Annotated in this window: 24 protein-coding genes; 15 read left to right on the forward strand and 9 right to left on the reverse strand. The window is 64.8% G+C overall.

Features of this window, described 5'->3' with window-relative positions; translation table 11 throughout:
* Positions 1-3: 3 nt before the first annotated feature.
* Positions 4-1,710 carry a ShlB/FhaC/HecB family hemolysin secretion/activation protein gene (locus P6U24_RS28980; RefSeq protein ID WP_407155843.1) on the reverse strand — a complete coding sequence of 569 codons (1,707 nt, stop codon included), beginning with the start codon at positions 1,708-1,710 and terminating at the stop codon, positions 4-6.
* A 218-nt stretch (positions 1,711-1,928) separates the two neighbouring features.
* Here P6U24_RS28980 and P6U24_RS28985 point away from each other — a divergent pair, with 218 nt between their 5' ends.
* Together P6U24_RS28985 and P6U24_RS28990 are read left to right on the forward strand one after the other, a co-directional pair.
* On the forward strand, positions 1,929-3,185 hold the full coding sequence (locus P6U24_RS28985; protein ID WP_407155844.1) for a FecR domain-containing protein: 1,257 nt from the start codon (positions 1,929-1,931) through the stop codon (positions 3,183-3,185).
* Between the two features lie 113 nt (positions 3,186-3,298).
* Positions 3,299-6,052: an EAL domain-containing protein gene (locus P6U24_RS28990; RefSeq protein ID WP_407160636.1), complete on the forward strand. Its 2,754-nt coding sequence runs from the start codon at positions 3,299-3,301 to the stop codon at positions 6,050-6,052.
* Positions 6,053-6,091: 39 nt separating this feature from the next.
* On the opposite strand, the gene P6U24_RS28995 is transcribed toward P6U24_RS28990, so the two are convergent.
* The 5 genes from P6U24_RS28995 to P6U24_RS29015 form a co-directional block, all read right to left on the reverse strand.
* Entirely contained in the window at positions 6,092-7,018 is a 927-nt protein-coding gene (locus P6U24_RS28995; RefSeq protein ID WP_407155845.1) for a polyphosphate kinase 2 family protein, read from the reverse strand.
* Positions 7,015-7,746: an NUDIX hydrolase gene (locus P6U24_RS29000; RefSeq protein ID WP_407155846.1), complete on the reverse strand. Its 732-nt coding sequence runs from the start codon at positions 7,744-7,746 to the stop codon at positions 7,015-7,017. Before P6U24_RS29000 ends, P6U24_RS28995 begins: the two co-directional genes overlap by 4 nt.
* Positions 7,743-8,783: an ABC transporter substrate-binding protein gene (locus P6U24_RS29005; RefSeq protein ID WP_407155847.1), complete on the reverse strand. Its 1,041-nt coding sequence runs from the start codon at positions 8,781-8,783 to the stop codon at positions 7,743-7,745. Before P6U24_RS29005 ends, P6U24_RS29000 begins: the two co-directional genes overlap by 4 nt.
* Positions 8,784-9,014: 231 nt before the next feature.
* Positions 9,015-9,800 (reverse strand): ABC transporter permease, encoded by a 786-nt coding sequence (locus P6U24_RS29010; RefSeq protein WP_407155848.1) that lies wholly within the window; start codon positions 9,798-9,800, stop codon positions 9,015-9,017.
* A 226-nt stretch (positions 9,801-10,026) separates the two neighbouring features.
* Positions 10,027-10,836: an ABC transporter ATP-binding protein gene (locus tag P6U24_RS29015; RefSeq protein WP_407155849.1), complete on the reverse strand. Its 810-nt coding sequence runs from the start codon at positions 10,834-10,836 to the stop codon at positions 10,027-10,029.
* A gap of 146 nt (positions 10,837-10,982) precedes the next feature.
* On the opposite strand from P6U24_RS29015, the gene P6U24_RS29020 reads away from it, so the two are divergent.
* Both P6U24_RS29020 and P6U24_RS29025 read left to right on the forward strand, forming a co-directional pair.
* On the forward strand, positions 10,983-11,765 hold the full coding sequence (locus P6U24_RS29020; RefSeq protein WP_407155850.1) for an ATP-binding cassette domain-containing protein: 783 nt from the start codon (positions 10,983-10,985) through the stop codon (positions 11,763-11,765).
* A complete protein-coding gene (locus tag P6U24_RS29025) occupies positions 11,762-13,324 on the forward strand; it encodes an ABC transporter permease/substrate-binding protein (protein WP_407155851.1) in 1,563 nt (520 codons plus the stop codon). Before P6U24_RS29020 ends, P6U24_RS29025 begins: the two co-directional genes overlap by 4 nt.
* Before the next feature lie 22 nt (positions 13,325-13,346).
* Here the strand turns inward: P6U24_RS29025 and P6U24_RS29030 are convergent, their stop codons facing one another.
* Positions 13,347-14,321 (reverse strand): DUF2380 domain-containing protein, encoded by a 975-nt coding sequence (locus tag P6U24_RS29030; RefSeq protein ID WP_407155852.1) that lies wholly within the window; start codon positions 14,319-14,321, stop codon positions 13,347-13,349.
* Positions 14,322-14,538: 217 nt separating this feature from the next.
* Here P6U24_RS29030 and P6U24_RS29035 point away from each other — a divergent pair, with 217 nt between their 5' ends.
* The 6 genes from P6U24_RS29035 to P6U24_RS29060 all read left to right on the forward strand — a co-directional run bounded on the left by P6U24_RS29035 (position 14,539) and on the right by P6U24_RS29060 (position 19,538).
* Positions 14,539-15,972, forward strand: a complete 1,434-nt coding sequence (locus tag P6U24_RS29035) for a HAMP domain-containing sensor histidine kinase (RefSeq protein WP_407155853.1) — start codon at positions 14,539-14,541, stop codon at positions 15,970-15,972.
* 20 nt (positions 15,973-15,992) lie between these two features.
* Complete coding sequence (locus P6U24_RS29040; RefSeq protein WP_407160637.1) at positions 15,993-16,628, forward strand: response regulator; 636 nt, start codon at positions 15,993-15,995, stop codon at positions 16,626-16,628.
* A gap of 299 nt (positions 16,629-16,927) precedes the next feature.
* Entirely contained in the window at positions 16,928-17,383 is a 456-nt protein-coding gene (locus P6U24_RS29045; RefSeq protein WP_407155854.1) for a MarR family winged helix-turn-helix transcriptional regulator, read from the forward strand.
* A gap of 31 nt (positions 17,384-17,414) precedes the next feature.
* Complete coding sequence (locus P6U24_RS29050; RefSeq protein WP_407155855.1) at positions 17,415-17,981, forward strand: isochorismatase family protein; 567 nt, start codon at positions 17,415-17,417, stop codon at positions 17,979-17,981.
* A gap of 1 nt (position 17,982) precedes the next feature.
* Entirely contained in the window at positions 17,983-18,312 is a 330-nt protein-coding gene (locus P6U24_RS29055; protein ID WP_407155856.1) for a hypothetical protein, read from the forward strand.
* Positions 18,313-18,329: 17 nt separating this feature from the next.
* On the forward strand, positions 18,330-19,538 hold the full coding sequence (locus tag P6U24_RS29060; protein ID WP_407155857.1) for an MFS transporter: 1,209 nt from the start codon (positions 18,330-18,332) through the stop codon (positions 19,536-19,538).
* A gap of 14 nt (positions 19,539-19,552) precedes the next feature.
* On the opposite strand, the gene P6U24_RS29065 is transcribed toward P6U24_RS29060, so the two are convergent.
* Entirely contained in the window at positions 19,553-19,930 is a 378-nt protein-coding gene (locus P6U24_RS29065) for a rhodanese-like domain-containing protein (protein ID WP_407155858.1), read from the reverse strand.
* A 208-nt stretch (positions 19,931-20,138) separates the two neighbouring features.
* Here P6U24_RS29065 and P6U24_RS29070 point away from each other — a divergent pair, with 208 nt between their 5' ends.
* The 5 genes from P6U24_RS29070 (at position 20,139) to P6U24_RS29090 (ending at position 24,672) form a co-directional block, all read left to right on the forward strand.
* Positions 20,139-21,032, forward strand: coding sequence for an IclR family transcriptional regulator (locus P6U24_RS29070; protein ID WP_407155859.1), 894 nt, complete (start codon positions 20,139-20,141; stop codon positions 21,030-21,032).
* Positions 21,033-21,197: 165 nt separating this feature from the next.
* Entirely contained in the window at positions 21,198-22,187 is a 990-nt protein-coding gene (locus P6U24_RS29075) for a Bug family tripartite tricarboxylate transporter substrate binding protein (protein ID WP_407155860.1), read from the forward strand.
* A 34-nt stretch (positions 22,188-22,221) separates the two neighbouring features.
* Positions 22,222-23,445 carry an ABC transporter substrate-binding protein gene (locus P6U24_RS29080; protein WP_407155861.1) on the forward strand — a complete coding sequence of 408 codons (1,224 nt, stop codon included), beginning with the start codon at positions 22,222-22,224 and terminating at the stop codon, positions 23,443-23,445.
* A 260-nt stretch (positions 23,446-23,705) separates the two neighbouring features.
* Positions 23,706-24,527 carry a hypothetical protein gene (locus tag P6U24_RS29085; RefSeq protein WP_407155862.1) on the forward strand — a complete coding sequence of 274 codons (822 nt, stop codon included), beginning with the start codon at positions 23,706-23,708 and terminating at the stop codon, positions 24,525-24,527.
* A gap of 10 nt (positions 24,528-24,537) precedes the next feature.
* Positions 24,538-24,672 (forward strand): hypothetical protein, encoded by a 135-nt coding sequence (locus P6U24_RS29090; protein ID WP_407155863.1) that lies wholly within the window; start codon positions 24,538-24,540, stop codon positions 24,670-24,672.
* A 258-nt stretch (positions 24,673-24,930) separates the two neighbouring features.
* Here P6U24_RS29090 and P6U24_RS29095 read toward each other — a convergent pair whose 3' ends face one another.
* A complete protein-coding gene (locus P6U24_RS29095) occupies positions 24,931-25,173 on the reverse strand; it encodes a hypothetical protein (protein WP_407155864.1) in 243 nt (80 codons plus the stop codon).
* Between the last annotated feature and the right edge of the window lie 288 nt (positions 25,174-25,461).

Consider the following 25,461-nt stretch of genomic DNA (forward strand, 5'->3'; position numbering starts at 1 on the left):
GTTCTACAGGCAATGCCCCTGCCCGCGCTGCGGGCAGAGCTTGAGCGCGGTGGAGAGCGAGACCAGGAAGCGCGCGCTGCGCGTGTCGTTGTCGGGCGCGCGATACGACAGCGGAAACGCGACCGAGAAGTCGGCGTGCAGATCGTTGGCGAAGGTGAAGCGCACGCCGGCGCCGGCCGAGGTGAGAGCAATGCCCTCCCAAGGGCGATAACCGTCGTTCCAGGCAAGGCCCGCATCGACGAAGCTGTAGAGCTGATAGCCGGCGAGATAGGCCCAGTTCACGGCCTGATCGTAGCGCAGCTCGAAGGTGCCGGCGAGGCCATTGTCGCCGCTGACCTCGGCGCTGCCATAGCCGCGGCCGAATGCGAAGCCGCCGAGATAGAATTGCTGCGACGTGAACAGCACACCCGAGGCGAATTGCGCCGCGCCGGCCAGCTTGATCGACCAGCCGGCCGCGAGGCTCTGGTAGCGCGTGAACCAGGCATTGACCACCGAGAAATTCGGCGAGGCGCCATCGCGCGAGGACAGACCGTCGGGCGAGCCGGCGCCGAAGATATCGAGCCCCTGGCGGTACGACACCGTGAGGAAATTGTCGCCCGCGAGCCTATCGTCCCAGTGATAGTCCGATGTCAGCGTCAGCGTGCGGACATGATCCTCGTAGAGCGTGCCGAACACGCTGCGCTCCGTGGCATTGAGAAAGCCGGCAGCGACCGTCAGCACCAGCGAGGCATGCTGGGTCTGGATCGGCGTGATGCTGCCGTGAACCTCGACCGCTTCCGTCACGGTATTATCGTTGTACAGCCGCCTGAAGTCGCCGGGCCGCACCTCGCTGTAGAGCGCGGAGGCGCCGACGCGCGCGCCGCCGGTTCCAACAGGCGTGTCATAGGACAGACGGACGAAGCTGAGCTCGCGAACATCGCCCGGCGTGGTGGAAAGATTGACGGCCAGCGCGTCGCCCGGGGTGAGATACGAGTTGAAAGCGGCCGTGGCGTAGCTCTGCCACGGACCGACCGTCGACGCACCGAGATTGTTGACGCCGGCGAAGCCGTAGACGTGCCACGCCTGCACTTGGAGAACGAGGCGGAAGCGGCCGGTGGTCCCGCCGACCTCCTCCATCGCGGAATCCGTGATCCGCACGCCGGCGCGGCCATTGATCAAGAGCAGCTGCCGCTCCAGCGTCGCGAATCGCGACGGCTGCTCGGCGAGCACGGGATCGAGCATCGGGCGAATGCCGAACTCTTCGGCGCCCTCGCCTTTCAGGCTGACCTCAGCGATGCTGCCCTCGATCACCTGGATGCGCACCCGGCCGTTCTCGATATCCTGCGGCGGCACGATGGCGCGGCTGAGATGATATCCCGCGGCCCGGTAGCGATCGCTGATGGCATTGGCGATGCCGGCGAGATCGGCTTGCGAGACGGGCTTACCGAGAAAGGGCTGATAGGCCGCAGCGAGCTCGGCGTTGTCCAAGCTCGTGGCCCCCGTCAGCACGACCGAGCGCAGCACGAAGAGCGGCTTGCCGCTGCGCGCCCCTTCGGCAGCCCCAACGGGCGGCATGCTCAGCGGCGGCGCCGGCCCGCGCTGCGCCTGCAGATCGTCAAAATACTTTTCGGTCTGCCGCGTGTTGAAGGTCGGCTGGGTGACCTGCTCGGCACGCGCGAGGGGGACGGCGAGCGGCTGCACCAAGATCGCACTGAAGACGAGAGATGCCATGCCAGATCTGCATGGGCCTTTGCGTGCCATCCAAGGGCCTTTTGCTCGAGGGAACCACACGACGATTGCCAGGACGACGAGGGTCCGCCCCATGTTGTAGAAAAATTATGGTCAATGAATCGTTAACGCGTCAGTAAAACTGCGCGCCGAGTGGCAAGGGTCTCTTGAAACATTTCCGTTAGTTTGCCGGGCAAGCAACCATTGCGAGCGCCCGCAAAATGTCAGCCAAGTCCCGCTTCAAACACGTCATCGTTGCTGCGTTTGCGATGGTGGCCGGTTCCACAGCATGGGCGGCGGACGGCGATCCGTGGTCGGTCAGCAAGTCGTCCGGCGAGGTCTGGGTCACCACGCAAGGCGCCCAGCAGGTGGCACTCGGCAGCGATGTGCTCAAGCCGGGCGATACGATCCGCACCGGTCACAACGGCCGCGTTCTCCTGACGCGTGGCGCGGAAACCATCCTGATCGCGCCAAATTCGGTGGTCGGCTTGCCGACGGATGCGCAGGACGGAATGGCCACAACCATCCTGCAGCGCGCCGGCTCGATCCTGCTCGATGTCGAACGGCGCAACGTCAAGCATTTCGAGGTCGAGACCCCCTACCTCGCCGCCGTCGTGAAGGGGACCCAGTTCCGCGTCACCATTGAGGCCGGCCGTACCAAGGTCGATGTCAGCCGTGGCCAGGTCGAGGTGTCCGATTTCAAGTCCGGCCAGATCGCGCAGGTCACGCCGGGACAGAGCGTCATCAGTTTTGCCAGCGGCAGGCCCGGCCTGCATCTGAGCGGCTCCGGCACCTTCGCTCCGATCGAGCAGGGACGGCCGCGTGCGCCGACCATCGATCGCGTCCCGGTGCCGAAGGGCGGCTTGCAGGCGCCGCGCGAGGCGAAAGGCAGCGTGATTCATGCGATCGGCCCGATGAACACCGTACCCGTCAATCCGGCCGCACAACGAACCGACCAGCGGCAGGGCGCAGCCACGATGCCGAAACCTCACGGCGTGCGCATCTCCTCCTCCCTTGGCGAAGTGAAGCTCAATGTCGGCAGCGCCACCCACGGCCTCGCTCATGGCGCCGTTCCACCTGGGCCTCGCAACGGCTCGCACAAGACCACGACGTGGAGCGATAACAACACCGCCGGTGCGAGCAATGGAAGCGGCAACAGCAACGCGACGACGGGTGGCGACGGCACGAACCCCGCGGCGATCAGCGCCACCGTGGCGACGGCGATCGGCTCGGCCAGTGCATCTGCCAATGTCGCCGGCAGCAGCTCGGACACCAGCAGCAATGACGGGATCGGCGGCAACGGCCCTGCCGGCAATGGCGGCGGTAACGGCAGCCAAGGCAAGGGCAACGCCTACGGCAACGGCAATGGCGCAAACTCTGTGGCTCAGTGGTTGAACTATCTGGCCGAGAGGACGCACGGCAATGGCAACGCCTACGGTCTCGGTAATGGCAACGGGATCGGCAAAGGCAAGAACTGATCGATCGTTGCTCCGATGGGGACGTCGTTGGCGCAGTTGGCGCGCCTTCAGCTGAGCAGCGGCGGCATCGCCGTCGATCGAGGGGATGACGCCCACGCGGGCGCATGAGGGGCATCTTGAGACAGTTTCGGCCGCATTTTCTGGTGCTGATTGCACTACTCACGGTCAGCGTGCTGGGCTGGCACGAGACGCTGCGCAACGGCCTCACCGACCTGCGCTTCGCCTGGGACAAGCGGCAGGCGACCGGCGAGGTCGTCGTCATCGCCATCGACGCGCCCTCGATCGAGGCGATCGGCATCTGGCCATGGCCGCGGGCGCTCCACGCCACATTGCTGCAATGGCTGCAGCGCGCCGGTGTGCAGGAGATTGCCTTCGACGTCGACTTTAGCGCCGTGTCCGACCCCGCCTCTGATGGCAGCTTCGCCGACGCGCTGAAAGCGGCCGGCGGCGGGGTGATCCTGCCGGCCTTCAAGCAACCGGGCAGCGCAAGCAGCGATCGCGCGGTCTATGTCAATCGGCCGCTGCCGCAATTCGCCGGCCATGCATGGTCGGCGCTGGTCAACGTCGCCGTCGAGGCGGACGGGCGTGTGCGCAGCTATCCCACGGGTACGACGCTTGGCGGCGAATACCTGCCCTCAATGGCCGCGATGCTGGCTGGGCAAAGCCGCAAATCCGACAGCTCGTTCCTGATCGATTTCGGCATCGACCCCGCATCGGTGCCGAAGGTCTCCTATGTCGACGCGCTCAAGGGCGATCCCGCCACGCTGGCGAAGCTCAGGGGCAAGCGGGTGATCATCGGTGGCACGGCGCTCGAGCTTGGCGACCGCTTCAACATTCCCAATGCCAGGATCGTCTCCGGCCCGGTGCTGCAGGCGCTCGCGGCGGAATCGATCCTGCAGCATCGCGAGCTGCGCCCGACCCCGGAGCTGCCGACGCTGGCAGGCCTGGTCTTGCTTGCCGCGATCATGATGATCAGCTGGCGCCGGCTTGCCGCCGGCCAGCGCGCGCTGCTGTTGGTCGCCATCTCGGCTGCGCTCGAAGCTTTCGCCATGCTGCTGCATGTGCAGTTCGCGATGGTCCTGGATACTTCGCTGCTGCAGACCGCGATCGTCGCCTATCTCGCGGCGATCGCGCTCGATGAGATCGACTTCCGCCGCCTGCTCGGCCACGTCGCTGAGAACCGCTTCCAGCGCATCGCGATGTCGCTCGGCGACGGCCTGATCTGCACCGACGAGAACGCGCTGATCACGATGTGGAATCCGGGCGCGGCCGCGATCTTCGGCTATCGCGAAGCCGAGGCGATCGGCAAGCCGTTCGATCTGCTGTGCGTCGCAAAGCACGCCCCGGAGCATCCATTCTCGCTGCACGAGATGGCGTCGTTGCCGAGCGGCGCCGTGTCCGAGTTCGAAGGGAGACGCAAGGACGGCGAGGTATTTCCCGTGGAGGCGAGCTTCGCAGCCTGGCAGGGCGCGGACGGCCGGCAATATGGCGCGATCCTGCGCGACATCTCGGAGCGCAAGCGGGAAGCGGCGCACATCCGTCACCTCGCGGAATACGACACGCTGACCGGGCTGGCCAACCGGAATACGTTGCATCTGCGGCTGACCGAGATGATCGCGGCCGCACAGCCTGCTGGCGGCGAGGTCGCTCTGCTCGTGATCGGTCTCGACCGCTTTCAGCAGGTCAACGAGATGCTCGGGCACAGCTACGGCGATCGCGTGCTGCGCGCGGTGTCCGAGCGACTGACCGTTGAGGTCGGCGATCTCGGCCTGGTGGCGCGGCTCGGTGGCGACGAGTTCGCGATCGCGATCCCCGCCTGCGTCGTCAGCGGCACCATCGCCGAGCTGGCCGAGCATCTCATCCGCGCCTTCGATCGTGCGCTCGATGCCGGCAACCGCCAGCACCGCGTCAAGATCAGCGTCGGCGTCGCCATTCATCCCCACGGCGGCAGCTCGGCAGACGAGCTCTTGAGTAACAGCCATCTGGCGCTGAGCCGGGCCAAGATTGTCCGCCGCGGCAGCCATGTCATCTTCGAGGAGTCGATCCGGGCCGAGCTCGAGGCCCGGCTGACCTTGGAAGCGGAGCTTGCGCTCGCGCTCGAGCGGCAGGAATTCGAGCTGTTCTATCAGCCGCAGGTGAATCTGGTTGATGGCCACCTGATCGGCGCCGAGGCGTTGATCCGCTGGCGCCACCCGACCCGCGGCCTGGTGCCGCCGGGCGTCTTCATTCCGGTCGTCAACGGCTCGGCACTGTCGGATGGGGTCGCCACCTTCGTGCTGGACACGGCCTGCAGGCAGGCGCGGCAATGGGAGCTCGCCGGACATGCGGTTCGGATCGGCGTCAACCTGTCGCCGTCGCAGCTGCATTCCGCCGACCTCGCCGCTGCCGTTGCCGAGAGCCTGGCGGCGACCGGCCTGTCGCCCGAGCTTTTGGAGCTGGAGGTCACCGAGGACATCCTGCTGCATGACGAGAAAAGCGTGCTCGACATCTTCCAGCGCATTCAGGCGCTCGGCGTCAGCATCGTGTTCGATGATTTCGGCACGGGCTATGCGAGCCTCAGCTATCTGAAGAAGTTCCCGCTCGACGGGTTGAAGATCGACCGTTCCTTCGTACTCGATTTGCTGAGCGACGCCGACGATGCCGCGATCGTCGGCTCGACCGTCAATCTGAGCCGCCAACTGGGCCTCTCGGTGATCGCCGAGGGCATCGAGAACCGCGCGACCGCCGATCTCCTGCTGCGGCTCGGCTGCGAGCAAGGCCAGGGCTATTACTTCGGCAAGCCGATGCTGGCGGCGGAATTCGAAGCGAAGTTTCTCAGCGCAGGTGACAGCGCAGAAGCCGGGAGCGCAGGGCGCGGCGCAGTGTGACCCCCACGCGGCCGCGGAGCGATAAGGCTCGGTGCACCCTCACGCCGGCGTCTTGCTGCCCTTGCCTTCCTGCTCCAGCGCCTTGCGCACGGCCTCGAACTCCTTCAGCGATTCCTTGTCGACACGCGGGAACTGCAAATTGAGGCTTTCCAGCGCGGCAACGATGGTCGATCCGATCACCACGCGGGCAAACCATTTGTGGTCGGCCGGTACGACATACCAGGGTGCCACCTTCGACGAGGTGTGCCGCACAATGTCCTGATAGACCGCCTGGTACCGGCTCCAGTAGCCGCGCTCCCTGACGTCGGCCATCGAGAACTTCCAGTTTTTTCCCGGCTCCTCCAGCCGGTCGAGAAAACGCTGGCGCTGCTCCTCCTTGGACACGTTGAGGAAGAACTTCAGGATCATCGTGCCATTGCGCGACAGATAACGCTCGAAGGCGGTGATGTCCTCGAACCGCTCGCGCCAGATGTTCTTGCTGACCAGCTTGGGCGGCAGCTTCTCGGCTTTCAAGACGTCCGGATGCACCCGCGTCACCAGGCACTCCTCGTAATAGGAGCGGTTGAAGATGCCGATGCGGCCGCGCTCGGGCAGCGCGATCATGCTACGCCACAGGAAGTCGTGGTCGAGCTCCTTCGAGGTCGGCTGCTTGAACGAGGTGACCTCGCAGCCCTGCGGATTGACGCCTTCGAACACGCTCTTGATCGCGCTGTCCTTGCCCGAGGCGTCCATGCCCTGGAAGATCAAGAGCAGCGACCAGCGGTCCTGTGCATAGAGCTTTTCCTGGAAATGGGCCAGCCACTTGCGGTTGGCAGCCAGAATCTCCTCACCTCCCACCTTGTCAAGGCCACCTCTTGCGTTGGTCTTCTGCGCCTTGAGGTGAAACTTCTCGGATCCGTCGACGCGGTATGGCGAGATGAAGGAATCGAGCTCGGCCGCGAGCGACCGCGCGTGCTTCTTGCTCATTGCGAACCGTCTTCTGTGACCTGTGCCTGATCTGCGAACTGCGCTTCGAGAAACGCGGTCACGAACAACGGCATGGCCGATGTCAGCTCCGCCCTGTTCCGAACCAGCAGAATGCCGGAAAGTTCCGGCTCGTCCTGGCACGCCAAGTTGGCCTCGATCCGCCGCTTGAGCTCCTCGCCTGGACAGTCCACATCGAGAATCCGCATCATCGCGATCGTGGCCCCGACGACGACGCAATCCCAATGTGCAGCGGGACGGTAATCGTCAGGCGCGATGCCGGTCTCCTCTTCGACCTCGCGGGCGACGCTGGAGCCGATATCGAGCAGGCCGTCGCTGACGTCATCGGGGTCGGGCGTACCGGACGGGAAGTAGACGCGGCCCGCATTCGCGGTGTGGCCGCCCATCTCGCCGAGGACGAAAGCGCCGTCGACTGACCGCAGCGCGCCCATGCCGAAGCCGTTGAAGATGGTGTTGTCGGGATAGCCCCAGTCGCGCCAGGCCAACAGATTGGCAAAATCAGTTTCGAAATAGGAGGCAGCCAGATGCCCGGCTGCAAAGGTGGCATCGCGCCCGAGCAGGATGCGGCCGTTCCACAGCGCGGATTTCTCGCCCTGCAGCTTGGCGAAATGCGCGGCGATCTCATCGCGCCGCGCCAGCGCGAAGGGCCATGTCCACGGCTCGACCTTGAGGTCGAGCGTGGCAACGCGATGGATGGTTGCACGACTCACTTCGTGGCCGCGCCCGTGGTGCCCTTGGCCTGATCGACGAACTTGTTTGTGTAGGTCTTGGTGACGTCGATATTGGCCTTGGCAACATCGGGAGAGCCGGTGCTGAACACCGCGAGCACGGCCTCGGCGCCCTTCGGATCCATCTTGCCGGTCTGCGAATACATCGGGATCGTGTTCTTCAGCGCGGCGAGATAGAGCGTCTTGTCCTTGCCCACCATCTCCTCGGGCATCTTCGCCGTCACCTCCTCCGGAGTGTGCGAATGAATCCATGCGAGCGTCGCAAGGATGGCGTTGGTCAGCGCCTGCGCTTCCTTCTCATGCGACGCGACCCAGGCTGACGTCGCGTAGAGCGCGCCGCCCGGATATTCGCCGCCGAACACCTCGAGCGTGTCCTTCTGGGTGCGGGTGTCGCTCAGAATCTTGAGATCGGCATGGCTGCCCTGCAGCACCGTCACAGAGGGATCGAGCATGACGGCGGCGTCGATCTGGCCCTGCTCCATCGCCGCGACCGCAGTGGCGCCAAGCCCGATGCCGATCACGGCCGTGCCGGAGGGATCGACGCCGTTCTTCTTCAAGAGATATTTCAGGAAGAAATCGGTCGAGGAGCCCGGCGCGCTGACGCCGACCTTCTTGCCGGCGAGATCCTTGATCGAGCTGATCTCCTTGGTGTGCGAGGGCGCCACCACGAGCACCAGACCGGGATAACGATCATAGACCACGAAGGCCTGGAGCTCCTGCTTCTTGGCCGCGAGATTGACGCAGTGGTCGAAATAGCCTGAGACGACATCGGCGCTGCCGCCGAGCACGGCCTTGAGCGCATCGGAGCCGCCCTTGAGGTCGACCAGATCGACGTTGAGTCCGGCTTTTTCATATTCGCCGAGCTGCTTGGCCAGAACGGTCGGCAGGTAGCACAGGCAGGAGCCGCCGCCGACCGCGACCGTGAGCTTGGTCGCAGCGGATGCAAGGCCTGACGTGAGGGTGAGCGCGAGCAGCGTTCCGGCCAGCCTGCCAAGAATCCCGCCAAGTATCTTGTTCATCGTTTTCCTCCGTTCGATTGGTCGGCAGATTAGGACGCCGTGCCCGACTTGAGAAGAGCGGGGCATTCAATCACGGTGTCGTCCCGGCCAAGCGAAGCGCGAGCCGGGACCCATAACCACGGCTGTTGATTGGTGCGCACGCCCGGCCGGCTTCGTTCCACGAGAGATCACGCGGTATGGGTCCTCGCGTTCGCGAGGACGACATCTGTTGTTTGGTGATGGGCGGACACCTCACCGCTCACTTGCTGCATCGGGCCGCCACACCAGGAGCCGCCGCTCGACCAGCGTCACGCCGAGGTCGATCAGGATCACGAAGATCGACAGCACGAACATGCCGGCGAACACGCCGGCGACGTCGAACACACCCTCCGCCTGCTGGATCAAATAGCCAAGGCCCGCAGCCGAGCCGAGATATTCGCCGACGACCGCACCGACCACGGCGAAGCCGACCGAGGTGTGCAGCGAAGAGAACATCCACGACAGCGCCGACGGCCAGTAGACATGCCGCATCAGCTGCCGCTCGCTCATGCCGAGCATGCGGGCGTTGTCGCGCACCACGGTCGAGACCTCCTTGACGCCCTGATAGACGTTGAAGAAGACGATGAAGAACACCAGCGTGACGCCGAGCGCCACCTTGGACCAGATGCCGAGGCCCAACCACAGCGTGAAGATCGGCGCCAGGACGACGCGCGGCAGCGCATTGGCCATTTTCACATAGGGGTCGAACACGGCTGCGACCACGGGCTTCCGCGCGAACCAGAAGCCGACCAGCACGCCGCCGAGCGAGCCGATCACGAAGGCGAGGACGGATTCCCATAGCGTGATGGCAAGATGCTTCCAGATCGCGCCTGATGCAAACCAGGCGATTACCTGGCTGAAGACGTCGACTGGGTTGGAGAAGAAGAACGGCGGCAGCAAAACGCGGCCGAACACCGGCACGGTGGCGAACAACTGCCAAAGCGCGATGATGGCGACGGCAACAAGCAGTTGCAGCGCGAACAGGCCGAGACGCGACATCACTAAGCTCCGCCATACGTGTGAGATGCGGAGCTCTCACTGCGCACGCTGCTCTGTTCCCCTCCCCCTTGCGGGGAGGGGTTAGGGGTGGGGGTGCTCCAAAGACTAATCTTTGCTGGGTACCCCCCTCCCCAACCCTCCCCCACAAGGGGGGAGGGAGCGCACTCAGCAAGACCAGCCACCCGATTCTCAAACCGTACAGGAAGCATCGAGACTATAGCCATCATCATGCGGCACCAGCCTGCGCATATCCTTTCGCGACCTCGGCCTTCAGCTTGTGCCAGATCTCGCGATGGAGCGCGTGGAACTCGTGCCCCAGGCGCACCTCGAAAATGTCGCGCGGGCGCGGCAGCGTGACGCGCCAGTCGCCGATGATGCGCGCGGCGGGTCCTGCCGACATGATGACGACGCGGTCGGCGAGCGCGATCGCCTCCTCCAGATCGTGGGTGACGAACAGCACCGCCTTGCGGTCCGCGCTCCAGAGGTCGAGCAGGAGATTGCCCATGATCTGCCGCGTCTGCGCGTCCAGCGGACCGAACGGCTCATCCATGAGAATGATTCTGGGATTGCGGATCAGGACCTGCGCGAGCCCGACGCGCTTGCGCTGGCCGCCGGAGAGCATATGCGGATAGCGGTTGCCGAAAGCACCTAAACCCACCTGCTCAAGCCAGGCCTGCGCGCGCGGCAGCGCCTCGGCGCGCGGCGTGCCTGCGACCTCCAGCCCGATCGCGACGTTGTCGAGCGCGGTCTTCCAGGGAAACAGCGCATCGGCCTGAAACAGGTAGCCGGCGTCCTTGTTCAGCCCGGCGAGCCGCCGGTCGAAGATCCGCACCTCACCGTCGGCCGGCTTGAGCAGCCCGGCGGCGATGTTGAGCAGGGTCGACTTCCCGCAGCCGGTCGGGCCAACAATGGCCACGAACTCACCGTCGGCGACGGTCAGATCCGCCTTGTCCACCGCGGTATAGATGCCTCCTCCGGCCAAGCGGAACGCCACGGTCGTCCCTGCCAGCGCGACCGCCGCGGTCGTTGCCTTCATCACTTCGCGTTTCTCCCCATTGCGCCCAACGGCTTAGCCGCTTGCGCGGAGAAGTTCAACGAAGCCGCATGACGTGGTAGGTAAACTCAACGTCTTCCTCATCCTCCCGTTGAGGGGGTGAAAACAAACCTGAAGTCGAAGGACGCATGCCGGACACGCCGCTGATTGCCTATGCCCACATATGCAAGAGCTTTGTCGGCGTGGCCGCGGTCGACGACGTGTCGCTTTCGGTTGCTGCCGGCGAATTTCTCGCCATCGTCGGCGGCTCCGGCTCCGGAAAGACCACGCTGCTGCGGCTGACCAACCGGCTGATCGACGCCGATTCCGGCACCATCACGATCGACGGCGAGGATATCGCCGGTCTCGACCCGGTGAGCCTGCGCCGCCGCATCGGCTATGTGTTCCAGAGCGGCGGGCTGTTTCCGCATATGAGCGTCGCGGCCAATATCGGCATCACGCCGTCCCTGCTCGGCACGCCGGCGCCGGAGATCGACACCCGCATCGACGAGCTGCTCGACCTCGTCAGGCTCGACCGCAAACAATATCGCGACCGTCTGCCGCATGAGTTGTCCGGCGGTCAGCGCCAGCGGATCAGCGTGGCACGCGCGCTCGCAGCCCGGCCGCGGATCGTGCTGATGGACGAGCCGTTCGGCGCGCTCGACCCGCTGACGCGCGATGCGCTCGGGGACGATTACCGCGCCCTGCACAAGAAGCTCGGCCTGACCACCATCATGATCACCCACGACATGACGGAGGCGATCCTGCTCGCCGACCGCGTCGCGGTGATGCGGTCGGGCCGGCTGCTCAGCATCGGCACGGCAGCGGAGCTCGCCACGAGCGACGAGCCCTATGTGAAGCAGCTGCTGCAGACACCGCGGCGGCAGACCGAGCGACTGAAGGCGCTGTTGCCGGAAAGCGGCATCGCATGAGACTGCTCTCCGATCCCCGCGTCACCGAGGCCTGGTCGCATCTGGCCGATTATCTCGGCAGCCATTTGCGCGTCAGCATCGCCGCGCTCGCGCTCGGGCTTGTCGTCAGCCTGCCGCTGGCGCTGATCGCGCGCAACCGGCCGCTGCTGCGCGCAAGCCTGCTCGGGCTCGCCAGCGTGGTGCAGACCGTCCCGGGGCTGGCGCTGCTCGCGCTGTTCTATCCGCTGCTGCTGGCGCTGGCCGCGCTGACCTTACGCTGGCTCGGCTTTGGCTTCTCCGCCTTCGGCTTCCTGCCTGCCGTGCTGGCGCTCGCGCTCTATTCGATGCTGCCGGTGCTGCGCAACACCATCACCGGTCTCAGCGGCATCGACCCGGCGCTGACCGAGGCGGCGCAGGGCGTCGGAATGACCGAGCGGCAGTCGCTGACCATGGTGGAGCTGCCGCTGGCGCTTCCCGTGATCATGGCCGGCATCCGCACCGCCGCCGTCTGGGTGATCGGCACCGCGACCTTGTCGACGCCGATTGGCCAGACCTCGCTCGGCAACTACATCTTTGCAGGATTGCAGACCCAGAACTGGGTGCTGGTCGTGTTCGGCTGCGTGGCGGCCGCAGTGCTGGCACTCGCGGTCGACCAGTTGCTGGCCCTGATCGAACAAGGCTTGCGCGCGCGCAGCAGGCTGCGCAGCGCGCTCGGCGGCGCCGGCATCGCGCTGATGATGGGTGCGAGCCTCATCCCGGCGTTCGCGACGTCAACGGCGCGCTATGTCGTCGGCGCAAAAACGTTCACCGAACAATATGTGCTGTCCGCGCTGCTGGCCGAGCGGCTGCAGGCATCCGGTCTGCCGGCGACGACGCGCTCGGGGCTCGGCTCCAGCGTGATCTATGAGGCGCTGCGCAACGGCGACATCGACCTTTACGTCGACTACTCCGGCACGCTGTGGGCAAACCAGTTTCACCACGGCGAGATGCTGCCGCGCGCGCAATTGCTCGACGCCTTGAAGCAGGATCTGTCGCGGCAGAAGGTCACGCTGCTCGGCGGGCTCGGTTTCGAGAACGCCTATGCGCTGGTAATGCCGCGCCAGAAGGCCGAAGCGCTGCACATCCGCTCGATCGGCGATCTCGCCAGCCATACATCCGGCATGACCATTGCCGGCGACTACGAGTTCTTCTCGCGGCCCGAGTGGGCGGCCCTGCGAGACGCCTATGGCCTGTCATTCAGGGCGCAGCGGCAGATGCAGCCGGACTTCATGTATGCAGCGGTCGCCTCCGGCGAGGTCGACGTGATCGCGGGCTACACCAGCGACGGGCTGATCGCCAAGTACGATCTCGTCGTGCTCGACGACAGCAAGCATGCGATTCCGCCCTATGACGCAATCCTTTTGCTGTCGCCGAAGCGCGCCGACGATCAGGTGCTGCAGACTGCGCTAAGACCCCTGCTCGGCCGGATCGATCTGAAGATCATGCAAGAGGCGAATCTACGTGCTTCCGGCAACGATGCGGACTCCTCACCTCCGGCCGTGGCGCGCTGGCTGTGGGAGAGAATCGCGCCCACGAAGTAGGACGAGAACCACAGGCGAGCTCTTATGGCGAGGTCTCCTCGCCGCCAAGCAGCCTGTCACGCACCAGGCGGACCGCGCCGCGCCCCCAGGAGTAGTTGGCGCCCAGGCGGAGCCCGCTATCGCCGGCGGCAATGAGCGCCCCTGTCCCGACATTGCGGAGCTGGAAGCTGATCGTGTATTCCGTGCGGCTGACCCTTCTGACGACGCCGGCGAGCGATTGATCGGCACCGAGCTCCCGGGCGAGCCGCAGGTCACAGTCGCCGCAACCATCCTTCGGCTGTGCCATCGCTTCCGCCCTCACCTCAATGAGGCGGTAACGGCCGGACTGGCTGAGAAGCTGACGAACCGCCTCGGTCGCGTCACGCAGTCCCTTGACGTCGGACTCGCTCTCACCGACTGTCCCAGCCCCGGCGCTGGTATCCTCCAGCGTGAAGGGAAGCAGTGCAAGCCGAACCGACGCCGGCGATGTGGCCAGCACGTCGCGAAGCTCGCGTGATACGAACATCTCGGCGCGTTGCCATGCGGCGTCGTCGTCGCCGCGAAACGTGTACAGTTTCTCGAATACGACGCGGTTGGATGCGACATCGACCACAGCGGTACGCGCCCACTGCACCAGCGTGCTCGTTTTCTGAATACCGCCGATCACCACGATCTGGGCCCCGGCTTCGGTCGCCGCATGACGAAGCGCGTCTGCCGCTGTGGCGTCGGCAACGCAGGCCGGCGCGCAGGATGGATCGACGAGGCGCAGGCGCTGATCCGCCGCAAGCTCGTTGCGAAGGGCGGCCATGAAAGCCTGCAGCCGGCGCTGGTGCGCGGCGCTCTGGTCAACCGGCTCGCCGGACGTGTCGACATAGCTGAAATCCGCGACCATCACCGCCGGGGCCGCACCGGACGGCTGGGTCGACCAGGCCGGGCCGAAGCCCGCCGCGTGGACCATGGCAGCGATCGCGAGGCGCCAAGGCCAATGCGAGCAAGGCAAATGCAGGCTGCGGGTCATGAGAGCTCCTTTTGAGTTGTTTTGCGCGAGCGAGAGGCATGAAGCATCGGAACGCTAGGACCCGCGGCGATGCCCCAAAACGGAGAACTTCCCGGCCGGCCGCGGGAAAATTTCACGACGCGATGTCTCCTCCGCTCGCAAAGCTTTTCGCGGCGGCCGTTCTGCCGTTAAATGCACAGCGACATGCGCCAACGCTCCGCGCGCGAGGCCTCGACCGATGTGGACCTTCGCCAATTTCGATCTCAAATACCGCCTGACCTTGCGGATATCGGCCGTGTCAGCGATCTGCTTTGCGGCGATCTGCGCGGTCGTGCTGTGGGACATCGACCGGTCCGCTCGCGCCGAGCTGGATGACGCCGCCAACATCACTGCCAGGACGCTGCAATTGCAGCTCAGCAAGACGCGTTGGATCAACAATCCGCCTTCAACTTTTCCCGACCTCGACAGCATCGCCTCATCGGTGATGAGGCCGGGTCTCTGCATCGCCTACCGTGCCGGCAACGGCCATATGGTACAGCAGTTCTGTAGCGGAGCGCGGATGCCAGGCGAGCCGCCGCTTGCCTTTGCCGTCGTCCATCGCACAATCTTCGATCCCGGGCGGGAGGCCGCAAGACCAGTGTTGCTCGGCGACAGGCAGATGGGCGAGGCGGTGGCCTGGATCGATCCATCGGTCGTGACTGCGGAGACATGGCGCGAGCTGAGCCGCCTGCTGCCCGTGCTTGCGGGCGCACTCGTGCTCCTCTGCGTGCTGGCCTATGCGGCATTGGCGCAGGCGCTGCGGCCGACGCGGCTGATCCGTGCAGGGCTCGAGCGGATCGCTGCTGGCGACCTGACGGCGCGGCTGCCGCCGTTCGATCTGGCCGAGCTCTCGGCGATCCGCGACGTCTTCAACCGGCTTGCCGAGAGTCTCGCTTCAGCGATCGCGGAACGCAACGAGCTGACGCGGCGGCTGATCGCGCTGCAGGACGAGGAACGTCGCCATCTCGCGCGCGAGCTGCATGACGAGTTCGGCCAGTCGCTTGCGGCCATCCGTGCGCTGGCGTCCGCGGCCGGCCAGAGCGCTGCAAAGGCCTGTCCCGAGCTCGCATCCGAATGCGACAGTATCGGGCGGACGGCGACCGACATGATGACCACGCTCCGTGGCGCGCTGTTCAGGCTGCGTCCGCCCGATCTCGATGAACTTGGACTGGCTGCAAGCCTAGAAGGCCTGGTCGCGGGGTGGAGCAGGCGCCAATGCGGGCGAACGCAGTTCGAGATCAGGCTTACGGGACCCGTCGACAGCCTGCCGGACACGGTCGGCCTGAACCTCTACCGCATCGCTCAGGAGGGCCTGACCAATGCGGCACGGCATGCCGATGCCACACGCGTGCTCTTGCAGCTGACGCTGCGTGACGCAGGCGATGCCAGCATCGAACAAGCCGCAACAGCAGTCGAGCTCACAATCGAAGATGACGGCGCTGCCAGCGATCAGGCCGGCAAGAGCGGGATGGGACTGCTCGGCATGCGCGAACGCGCAGCAGTGCTGGGCGGACAGCTGAATTTCGAGCCCAGGCCGGGCGGCGGCTCGCGCCTGCATGTCGTCGTTCCCCTCGCCGCAAGTCGCAACCGGCCGCGACTGGATCAGCGCATCCTTACGGAGTGCGCGGCGTGAGCTGCCCCAGCGGGACCATCATGCTGGTCGATGACCATGCGGTGGTGCGCGAGGGCTACCGGTCGGTTCTGCAGAAGCAGCCGGGATTGCGGGTCATTGCAGAAGCGTCCGACGGCGCGGCAGCCTATCGGCTGTTCAAGGAGGCCAAGCCCGATCTCGTCATCATGGATGTGACTATGCCCGGCATTGGCGGCATCGAGGCCATCCGCCGCATCCGGCAGTGGGACCGCGACGCCAGGATCCTGGTGTTCACCATGCACGAGAATGCCGGCTTTGCCGTGCAGGCCATTCGCGCCGGCGCGAAGGGCTATGTCACCAAGAGCAGCCCGCCGGAGGTGCTGGTTCAGGCAGCGCGTGACGTCCTCGCCGGGCGCATGGCGGTCAGCCCGGACATCTCTCATGAGCTCGCGCTCGGGCGGCTCGCCGGCGAGACCGTCGCCGCCGACGTCCTGACCGCGCGCGAATTCGAGGTGTTGCAGATGCTGCTGGCGGAGCGGAGCACCGAGGAGATTGCCGAGGCGCTTCACCTCAGCCCGAAGACGGTCGCCAATCTCCATTCGATCATCAAGGACAAGCTCGGCGTCGGATCGGATATCGAGCTCGTCAGGCTCGCGCTGCGGCAGGGCCTCCTGTCGCAGCCGCTGCCGCCGGTCTGAGGTCAGGTCGCAACTACACCATCATCATCCCAGCCACGCTGGCCGCAACATATGCAACTGTCGTCCCGGCGAACGCCGGGACCCATAGACACAGCTGCAGATGAATTGAACGCGCTGGAGCTACAGCACAGAATAAGCCACGTCCGCCGGTGGTTATGGGTCCCGGCGTTCGCCGGGACGACAGCGGTGGTTGGCGCAACCCTGTGGCCCCTTGAGCGAAGCGGCTGCGGGTAGCTGCCCATACATTCAGCTAAACTTATAAGATTGACTTTTCAGTTTTCCTGCCTTAACCAGGCGACATGAACCGGCAATCATCCCGGAAAGCCGCCTCGGCCGACGCCCATGCCCTGGCTGGCGAGCTGCGGGCGTTGGCCGGCAAGCTGAAGCGCCGGCTGCGCGAGCAGGCCGACGTCGGCGATCTGACGCCCTCCCAAGTGTCGGTGTTGCTACGCCTGGAAAAGGACGGCCCGGCAACGGCGTCCGGCCTCGCACGGATGGAAGGCATGCGGCCGCAATCAATGGGGCCGATCATCGCTGCGTTGGAGAGCGCCGGCCTGGTGCGCGGATCACCTCACCCTACCGACGGTCGCCAGATCATCCTGTCGTTGACGGAAGCCTGTCGCACCCGGATCGATGAGGGGCGCGCCGCGCGCCAGGACTGGTTGTCGCGCACCATCGCGGCCCGGCTCTCGCCTGCGGAGCAGCAGCAGCTCGCAGCCGCAATCGGGCTGCTCAGACGGCTCGTCGACGATTGACAAGTCGCGATACACGCGAAGGACAGAACCCATGGCGCTCACGCAGCTCGATCCGAACACTGCGCTCATCATCGTCGACCTGCAGAAGGGCATCATCGGCGCCCGTTTCCTGCATTCGATCAACGAAGTCGTGACGCGCGCCCGCGCTCTGGCAGACAAGTTCAGAGCGCTCGGACTGCCGGTCGTGCTGGTCAACGTCACCGGCACTGCGCCGGGCCGAACCGAGCAGCCGCCGCGCCAGACTACGCCGATTCCCGCCGGCTGGACTGATTTCATCCCCGAGCTGAACCAGCAGCCGGACGACATCGTTGTCACCAAGCGGACCTGGGGCGCGTTTGCGAACACCCATCTCGAAACACAATTGAGAACCCGCCGCGTGACGCAAGTCGTGATCGCAGGCGTCTCCACCGGAACCGGCGTCGAAGCGACCGCGCGCCAGGCCTATGAGCAGGGTTTCAACGTCACGCTCGCGGTGGATGCCATGACCGACATCAGGCCAGAGGCACATCGCTACAGCATCGCCAATGTGTTTCCACGGCTCGGCGAGACCGGCACCACGGCTGAGATCATTGAGCTGCTCGACAACAGGAACGCCTGACATGAACTGGCTTCATCTCGTTTCCTATGCCTTCGGAGGTGCCTTCCTGGCCAACGCCGTGCCGCATGTTGTCAGCGGGCTGATGGGCCAGCCCTTTCAGACCCCATTCGCAAAGCCGCCGGGACGCGGGCTCTCCTCCTCGACGGTGAACGTGCTCTGGGGTCTGTTCAACATCGTCATCGGCTATTTGCTTGTCTGCCGGGTTGGCGATTTCGAACTGAGAAACACGAGCGATGTCATTGCGCTCGGTCTGGGCGCGCTCGCGATGAGCCTGTTCCTGGCACGACACTTCGGCTCGCTGCATGGCGGCGATCTGCGGGAGCGGTCGTGACGGGCAAGGTGCCTGGCATGTTCCGGTCGCTTCGCAGCTACAACTATCGGCTCTGGGCCGCCGGCGCGTTCGTCTCCAACGTCGGCACATGGATGCAGCGCACCGCCCAGACCTGGCTCGTGCTGATGCAGCTCACGCAGCACAACGCCTCCGCCGTCGGCCTTGTCATGGCGCTGCAGTACGGACCGCAGCTGCTGCTCTTGCCCCTGACCGGATACGTCGCCGATCATTTCAATCAGCGCCGGCTCTTGATTGCCACCCAGGCGACGATGGGCGCGTTCGCGCTCATTCTGGGTCTGCTCACCGTGGCCGGCGTCGTCCAGCTCTGGCAGGTCGACGCGTTCGCATTTCTGTTCGGCTGCGCGGCCGCGTTCGATGCGCCGGTGCGCCAGACCTTCGTCGCCGAGCTGGTCGGTGACAACGACCTGCCCAACGCGATCGCACTCAACTCGACATCGTTCAACGCCGCGCGGATGATCGGCCCTGCCATTGCCGGCGTGGTGATCGCCGCTTTCGGCACCGGCTGGGCCTTCCTGATCAACGGCGCGTCGTTCGCCGCGGTGCTGGTGTCACTGACGCTGCTCCGCGCCGCCGAACTGCGTCCGAACGCGCGGGCGCAGCACGCCAAGGGAAACTTCCTGGCGAGCTTCACCGCCGGCTTTCGCTACGCATGGTCTCATCCGCAGCTCCGGGCCACTTTGATCATGCTGACCTTGATCGGCACGTTCGGACTGAACTTCCAGATCTTCGTCTCGACCATGGCAATCAAGGTCTTTTACAGCGACGCCCGCGGCTATGGCCTTTTGTCCTCGATCATGGCCGCAGGCACGGTCACCGGCGCCTTGATCAACGCCAGCCAGCACAAGCCGCGATTTGGAATGCTGCTCGCAGGCAGCAGCCTGTTCGGCATCGGCTGCACGCTGGCGGCGCTCGCGCCGACCATCTGGCTGTTTGGCGCCGCGCTCGTCGTCATCGGCATCGCCGCCCTGATGTTCACCAACACCACCAACAGCCTGATGCAGCTCGCGACCGAGCCCTCGATGCGGGGCCGGGTGATGGCGCTGCGTGTCGGCGTCGCGCTCGGCGGCACGCCAATCGGCGCCCCGATCGTGGGCTGGGTCGCCGACGATTTCGGACCGCGCTGGGCGCTGTGCGTCGGCGCAGCATCAGGTTTTGCCGCAGCGCTCGTTGCGATCGCAGCGATGCGGACACCGCGGAGGGCGTGATCTGGGGGCGCTGTTCAGCTTTCGACCGCGCCGCCGCTCTCGGCCCAGTCCTTGAACGCGCCGACGTTGTAGACGTTCTCGTAGCCGAGATCCTTCAGCGTCTTGCCTGAAAGCGCCGAGCGCCCGCCGGAAGCGCAATACAGGATCACGGTGTTGTCCTTCGCGAAGTTCTTGTCGTGATAGGGCGAGTCCGGATCGGCGCGAAATTCGAGCATGCCGCGCGAGACGTGCACCGCGCCGGCCACCTTGCCGCTCTTCTCGACCTCGGGCGCATCGCGCACGTCGACCACAAGCACGTTGCCTTTGGCGATCATATCGCGCGCCTCAGCGGGCGTGATTTTCGGTACCGCTGCATTGGCTGCCGCCAGCATCTCCTTGACGCTTGATGACATCGCAAACCCTCCACTTTTGACATCAATGGCCGTCCCGCACATCGCCGATGGCGAACGACGGACTGAACATAGTCCTCAACGCAGATGCAGTCCCGCTCACCGAGGGGGACGCAGGACGCTCAGCCGGGTTCGTCCACGTATTGGACATATCTCTGCGTTTGATCAATTTTTGTGGACAAGGATGGCCTCATGAGCGATCTTTTCAGACATGACCTCCCTCACGCGACCAAAGCCGTTTCTTGTCTCGCAATCCTCAGCCGAGGCAGTGCTGGCCGAGAGCGCCGGCGATGCGGCTTTCGCCACCACGCTGGCCAAGGGGCTCGTGGTGCTGGAGGCGTTCCGGGCCGACTCTCGTCTCCTCGGCAACATGGAGATCTCGGTCCGCACCGGCATTCCGCGGCCGACCGTGGCGCGGTTGACGCACACGCTCGCCGAACTCGGCTATCTCCAATACGACCGGGATCTCGCCAAATACCGCGTCGGCATTCGGGCGCTGCACATGGCGCATCCGCTGCTCGCGGACATGCCGTTCCGCCAGCTCGCCCGTCCCCTGATGCAGGAGTTCGCGCACAGCGTCCGCGGGACGGTCTCGATCGGAGTGCTCGACGGGACGGCGATGGTCTATGTCGAGACCGCACGCTCGGGCGATGTTGGTCCGCACACGCCTGACATCGGCATGCCGATCCCGGTGGTCCCGACCGCGATGGGCCGTGCCGCGGCAGCAATCCTCCCCGTGCCCGACGGTGCGGCGCTGGATGCGCAATTGCAGGCCGAGGACGCTGGACAATGGTCCGCGCTCGGCGACCTCTATCGTCAGGGCCTCGCACGATGCGCGGACCAGGGCTTCTGCACCTGCTTTGGCGAATACATGGCCTCGATCCATGCGGTTGCGGCGCCGCTGTTCTATGCGCCGGGCGCGAAGCGCGCTTACGCCATCAATTGCGGCATCCCAGCGTTCCGCCTCGCCTCCGGCCAGCTCGAGGCCGAGATCGGGCCACGCATTCGCGCCCTCGCCGGCAGCATCCGTGCGCTCATCGATGAGCCAGAGCCTGCAATCGAACGGCGCAGCACGCCGCCGATGGCCGCGGCCGACGCGCCTTGAATCGGAATGCGCATGACATGACAGCAGGAGGCGTTCCGACAAGTCTTTCGTGAGGCCGCAGCCGCGCGGCCAACACCGGCAAGAACAAGACCCGCAAGAACAAGACCCGCAAGAACAGGGCCGGCAAGAACAAGCAACAAACAAGCAGGGAACGGGAGCACATCAATGGCATGCCAGACAGTCACGCGCCGAACCCTGCTCGGCAGCGCCGCCGCCGCATTCGCATTCGGCCATGCCGCTGCCACGCATGCACAGGACAATTATCCGTCGCGGCTGGTGCGCCTGATCTCGCCCTATGGCGCCGGCGGCGCCAGCGACATCTCGCTGCGCATCCTGGCCGAACGGCTGAGCCATCGTCTGGGCCAGCAATTCATCGTCGAGAACCGGCCGGGCGCGGGCTCGCGGCTCGCCAATGAGCAGGTCGCGCATGCGCAGCCCGATGGCTATACCCTGCTCTACGCGGCCGCGCCCTATGCCACCGCGGAAGCGTTGTTTGGCAAGCTGAGCTACGACCCGCGCAAGGACCTGCGCCCGATTGCCGGCACGGTCATCGCGCCGATCTTTCTGATGATCAGCACTGAGGCGAGCTTCAAGACGCTCGGCGAGCTGATCGCCTACGGCAAGTCCAGGCCCGAGGGCCTCACCTTCGCCTCGCCTGGCGTCGGCTCGCAGCCGCACCTTGCCGCCGAGCTGCTGTTCCGCGGCGCCGACGTCAAAGGCCTCAACATCCCCTTCCGCGGCGACTCCACGGCCTATACCGAGCTGCTCGCCGGCCGCGTCGATGCGACGTTGACTGCGCTCAGCACTGCTTTGCCCTACGTCCAGAGCGGCAAATTCCGCGTGCTCGGCGTGGCCTCGGCCGAGCGCAGCGCGATCTATCCGCAGGCGCCGACCTTGCGCGAACAAGGCTATCCCGACGTCGTCGCCGCCGGCTGGTACGGCTTCATGGCGCCGTCGGCCACGCCACAATCGATCGTCGATCGGCTCGAAAGCGAGCTCTGCGGCATGCTTGGGCAAGCGGAGATCAAGCAGAAGCTGTTCGCGCAAGGGCTCGATGTTCGCGTCGACAGCGCCGAGACGTTCGGCCGCTTCGTTGCGGACGAGACCGCCAGATGGAGCGCTGTCATCCGCGAGGTCGGCATCAAGGCCGAATGAGTTTTCAGTCAGAAGGCAACAAGGACCTTATGTCATGAGAGAGAGGATCTTGGCGCTCGCTGCTGCGTCGGCGCTTGCAGCCGCGCTGTCCGTTGCAGCCGCGGCAGCCGAGAAGAAATATGACACCGGTGCCAGCGATACTGAGATCAAGATCGGCCAGACCGTGCCGCTGAGTGGCCCGGCGTCGGCCTATGCGACCGTCGGCAAGGCGCAGGCCGCCTATATGAGGATGATCAACGACCAGGGCGGCGTGAACGGCCGCAAGATCAACCTGATCCAGTATGACGACGCCTACTCGCCGCCAAAGACGGTCGAGCAGGTGCGCAAGCTGGTCGAGAGCGACGAGGTGCTCCTGACGTTCCAGATCATCGGCACTGCGCCGAACGCAGCGGTCGAGAAATATCTCAACGCCAAGAAGGTGCCGCAGCTGTTCGCTGCCACCGGTGCCGCACGCTTCACCGATCCGAAGCACTTTCCCTGGACCATGGGCTTCAACCCCAACTATTTCGTCGAAGGCCGCATCTACGGCCAATACATTCTCAAGGAGCATCCGAACGCCAAGGTCGGCGTGCTCTACCAGAACGACGATCTCGGCAAGGACTATCTCGCCGGCCTCAAGGCCGGGCTCGGCGCCAAAGCCGCCGGCATGATCGTCGCGGAAGTGTCCTACGAGCTGTCCGATCCCACCATCGATTCCCAGATCCTGAAGATCAAGGATGCCGGCGCCGACCTCATCTTCAGCGCCTCGACGCCGAAGCAGGCCGCGCAGGCGATCAAGAAGATCGCCGAGCTCGGCTGGCATCCAGTCCACATCGTCGACATCAACGCCAACTCCATGAACGCAACTTTGAAGCCGGCCGGCATCGAAAACGCCAAGGGCCTGATCAGCGTCGGCTACGTCAAGGACCCCAGCGAGCCAGTCTGGAAGGACGATCCGGGCGTGAAGGAATATCTCGCCTTCATGGAGAAGTATTTTCCCGATGGAGACAAGGGCTCGAACTTCAACGTCTATGGCTATATCACCGCCGAGCTGATGGTGAAGGTGCTGCAGCAGTGCGGTGACGATCTCACGCGCGAGAACGTGCTGAAGCAGGCGAGCAGGCTCGACCATGTCGCGCTCGGCATGCTGCTGCCCGGCATCACCATCACGACCTCACCGACCGACTATCGTGTCAACAAGCAGCTGCAGATGATCCAGTTCGACGGCGAGCGCTGGCAGAACATCGGCGGCATCATCACGGATGCAGCGAGCGAGTAGCACAGGCTCCCCGCCGCAACAGAGCTTCTTGCGGTAGCAGACATGAGCGCTTTCGTCGTCCCGGACAGGACAGCGAGGGCCTTCCATCGCACTCGCCTTCCGGATGCATCTTGGTTCCGACACACCGTAAGACTACGGTGCCCGTGCGAGTTTAATCGGCACCTAGCGATCGTTTCCTAACTTCGGAGACAATTCCCTCATTGTCGGGGCCGACCTAGACCACCGAGGCCCCGGACCTGCATCGTCCGAAAGACCCAGTGATGAACCAGGCGTCAGCCCAACCTCGCGTGCAATCTCATCCGGAAGCCGAGAGCGCGACCATCAGGCCCGTGCGGACCAGTGACAGCGGTGCGGGCAGCCGCGCTCCGATCCAGACCTGGACAGGCAAGACCATCGCCGAGCAGATTCACAGCAAGCCGCTGAGAGAAGGCTATCGCCATTGGCTGTTTCATCGCGCCAGCCGTCAGCCGACCCTGCGCGATCTGTATTCGAAGACGTTCTGTGCGTATGGCGACACGCTGCTCAACCTCAACCTTGGCGACGACCATGTGGTCGTGTCCCAGAGCGACAGCTACATCAGGAACCTTGGGCAGGATTTGCGCGGAGCGCGGCTGAGCGAGCTGAAATTCGCAACGGCCAACAGCCTGCGCGAGATCTATGATCAATGCCTTGCGAGCCGACAGCCGATCTATGCCCGTTATATCTCGTCGTTGTCCGACCAGAACGCCTATTGGGAGGTCGTGGTGCTGCCGCTTGCGCTGAACGAGCGTAGCGCACCGATCTTCACCATGAGCTTCGTGGCGATGCTGAGCGAGAAGATCGACGTGCTGCAGATCCTCTACGATCGGTCCCCTCTCGGCATCATTGCCGCAGTTCCGCTCATGAACGGACAGAACAAGACCGAAGATGCGCGCATCCTGACCCTGAACACCAAGGCGCGAGAGATGCTGCGGCACGCGCTATCAGCTCCACACGGTCGGCGAACTGATCCGTTATCTGGGCGACCCCTTGGGCTGGACGGTGACCAAGTCGATGCGGGACGGCCAGGCCACGCGGATCGACTATCGCAATTCCGAAGGTGACCTGTTCTCGATGAGCATCGAATACGTCAACCAGATCGTCCTGATCTCGCTGGCGGAGCTCAGCCGGCCGGAGGAGCCGGACGCGCAACAGGCCCCCGAGGCCAAGATTGCCGGCCGCTTCGCGCGCATGATGGGCATCGGCTGACCGCCTGATAGGTGATTGGACGACTGTTTCCAAAGTCACGGCCTATATATGAGCCTCACGGTCATCGTCCGCCACCTGGTCCGGCCTTCGGCCGGCCGGATGACAGGCTCCGGCGCACGATCCAGTACGCCGTGACGTTTCGATTCGATCTCTTCTGCCGCGGAATACTGGATGCTCCGGCTGCGCGGAGCATGACAGCGGTAGAGATTGCGAGAGCTCAACCCATCCACCGACAGCCGATTTCAAGGAAACGACAGTCTAGTCTGCAATCAGATGAAATGCGCGGCCAAGCCGCCGCTGGACCGCCATCACGGCGCGGTCGACGTCGCTGATCAGGCTGTCGCCAAGAATCACCTGCGGGATTTCCCAATTCCGGCCTTCGCGCACATGGGGCAGTTCGTGGACAGCGGGCACCCGCGCGGTCTCGCAGCCGGGCTGCGCACGAAGCGCCTCTTCCACCAGCTGTGTCAGCTCGGCCTGTCTTTTTCCGATCGTGGTCATCCCGCCTCGTCAGAAGGTAGAGCTGCGAACGCATCCGGCGCTACGGAGCTGCGAAACGCGCTGCGAGGGCGTGGCGCCGGCTCAAGAATGTATATCAAAATGCAATCCTTGAGGACTGCAGAGATGGGATGAGGTTGCGGGGGGCTAACGGAGCTGATTGAACTTGTCGCGCTTACAAATTGCAGCCGCTCATCTTTTCGGCATAACCCGATGTGAGAGAACAGCCTGAGAAGAAAGAAGATGCGTTCTCAATTCTTCACGACGGACGATCGGATCGGCCTCCTTTCG

The organism is Bradyrhizobium sp. STM 3557 (genome assembly GCF_045571465.1).
In the GTDB taxonomy this organism is placed as follows: Bacteria; Pseudomonadota; Alphaproteobacteria; order Rhizobiales; family Xanthobacteraceae; genus Bradyrhizobium.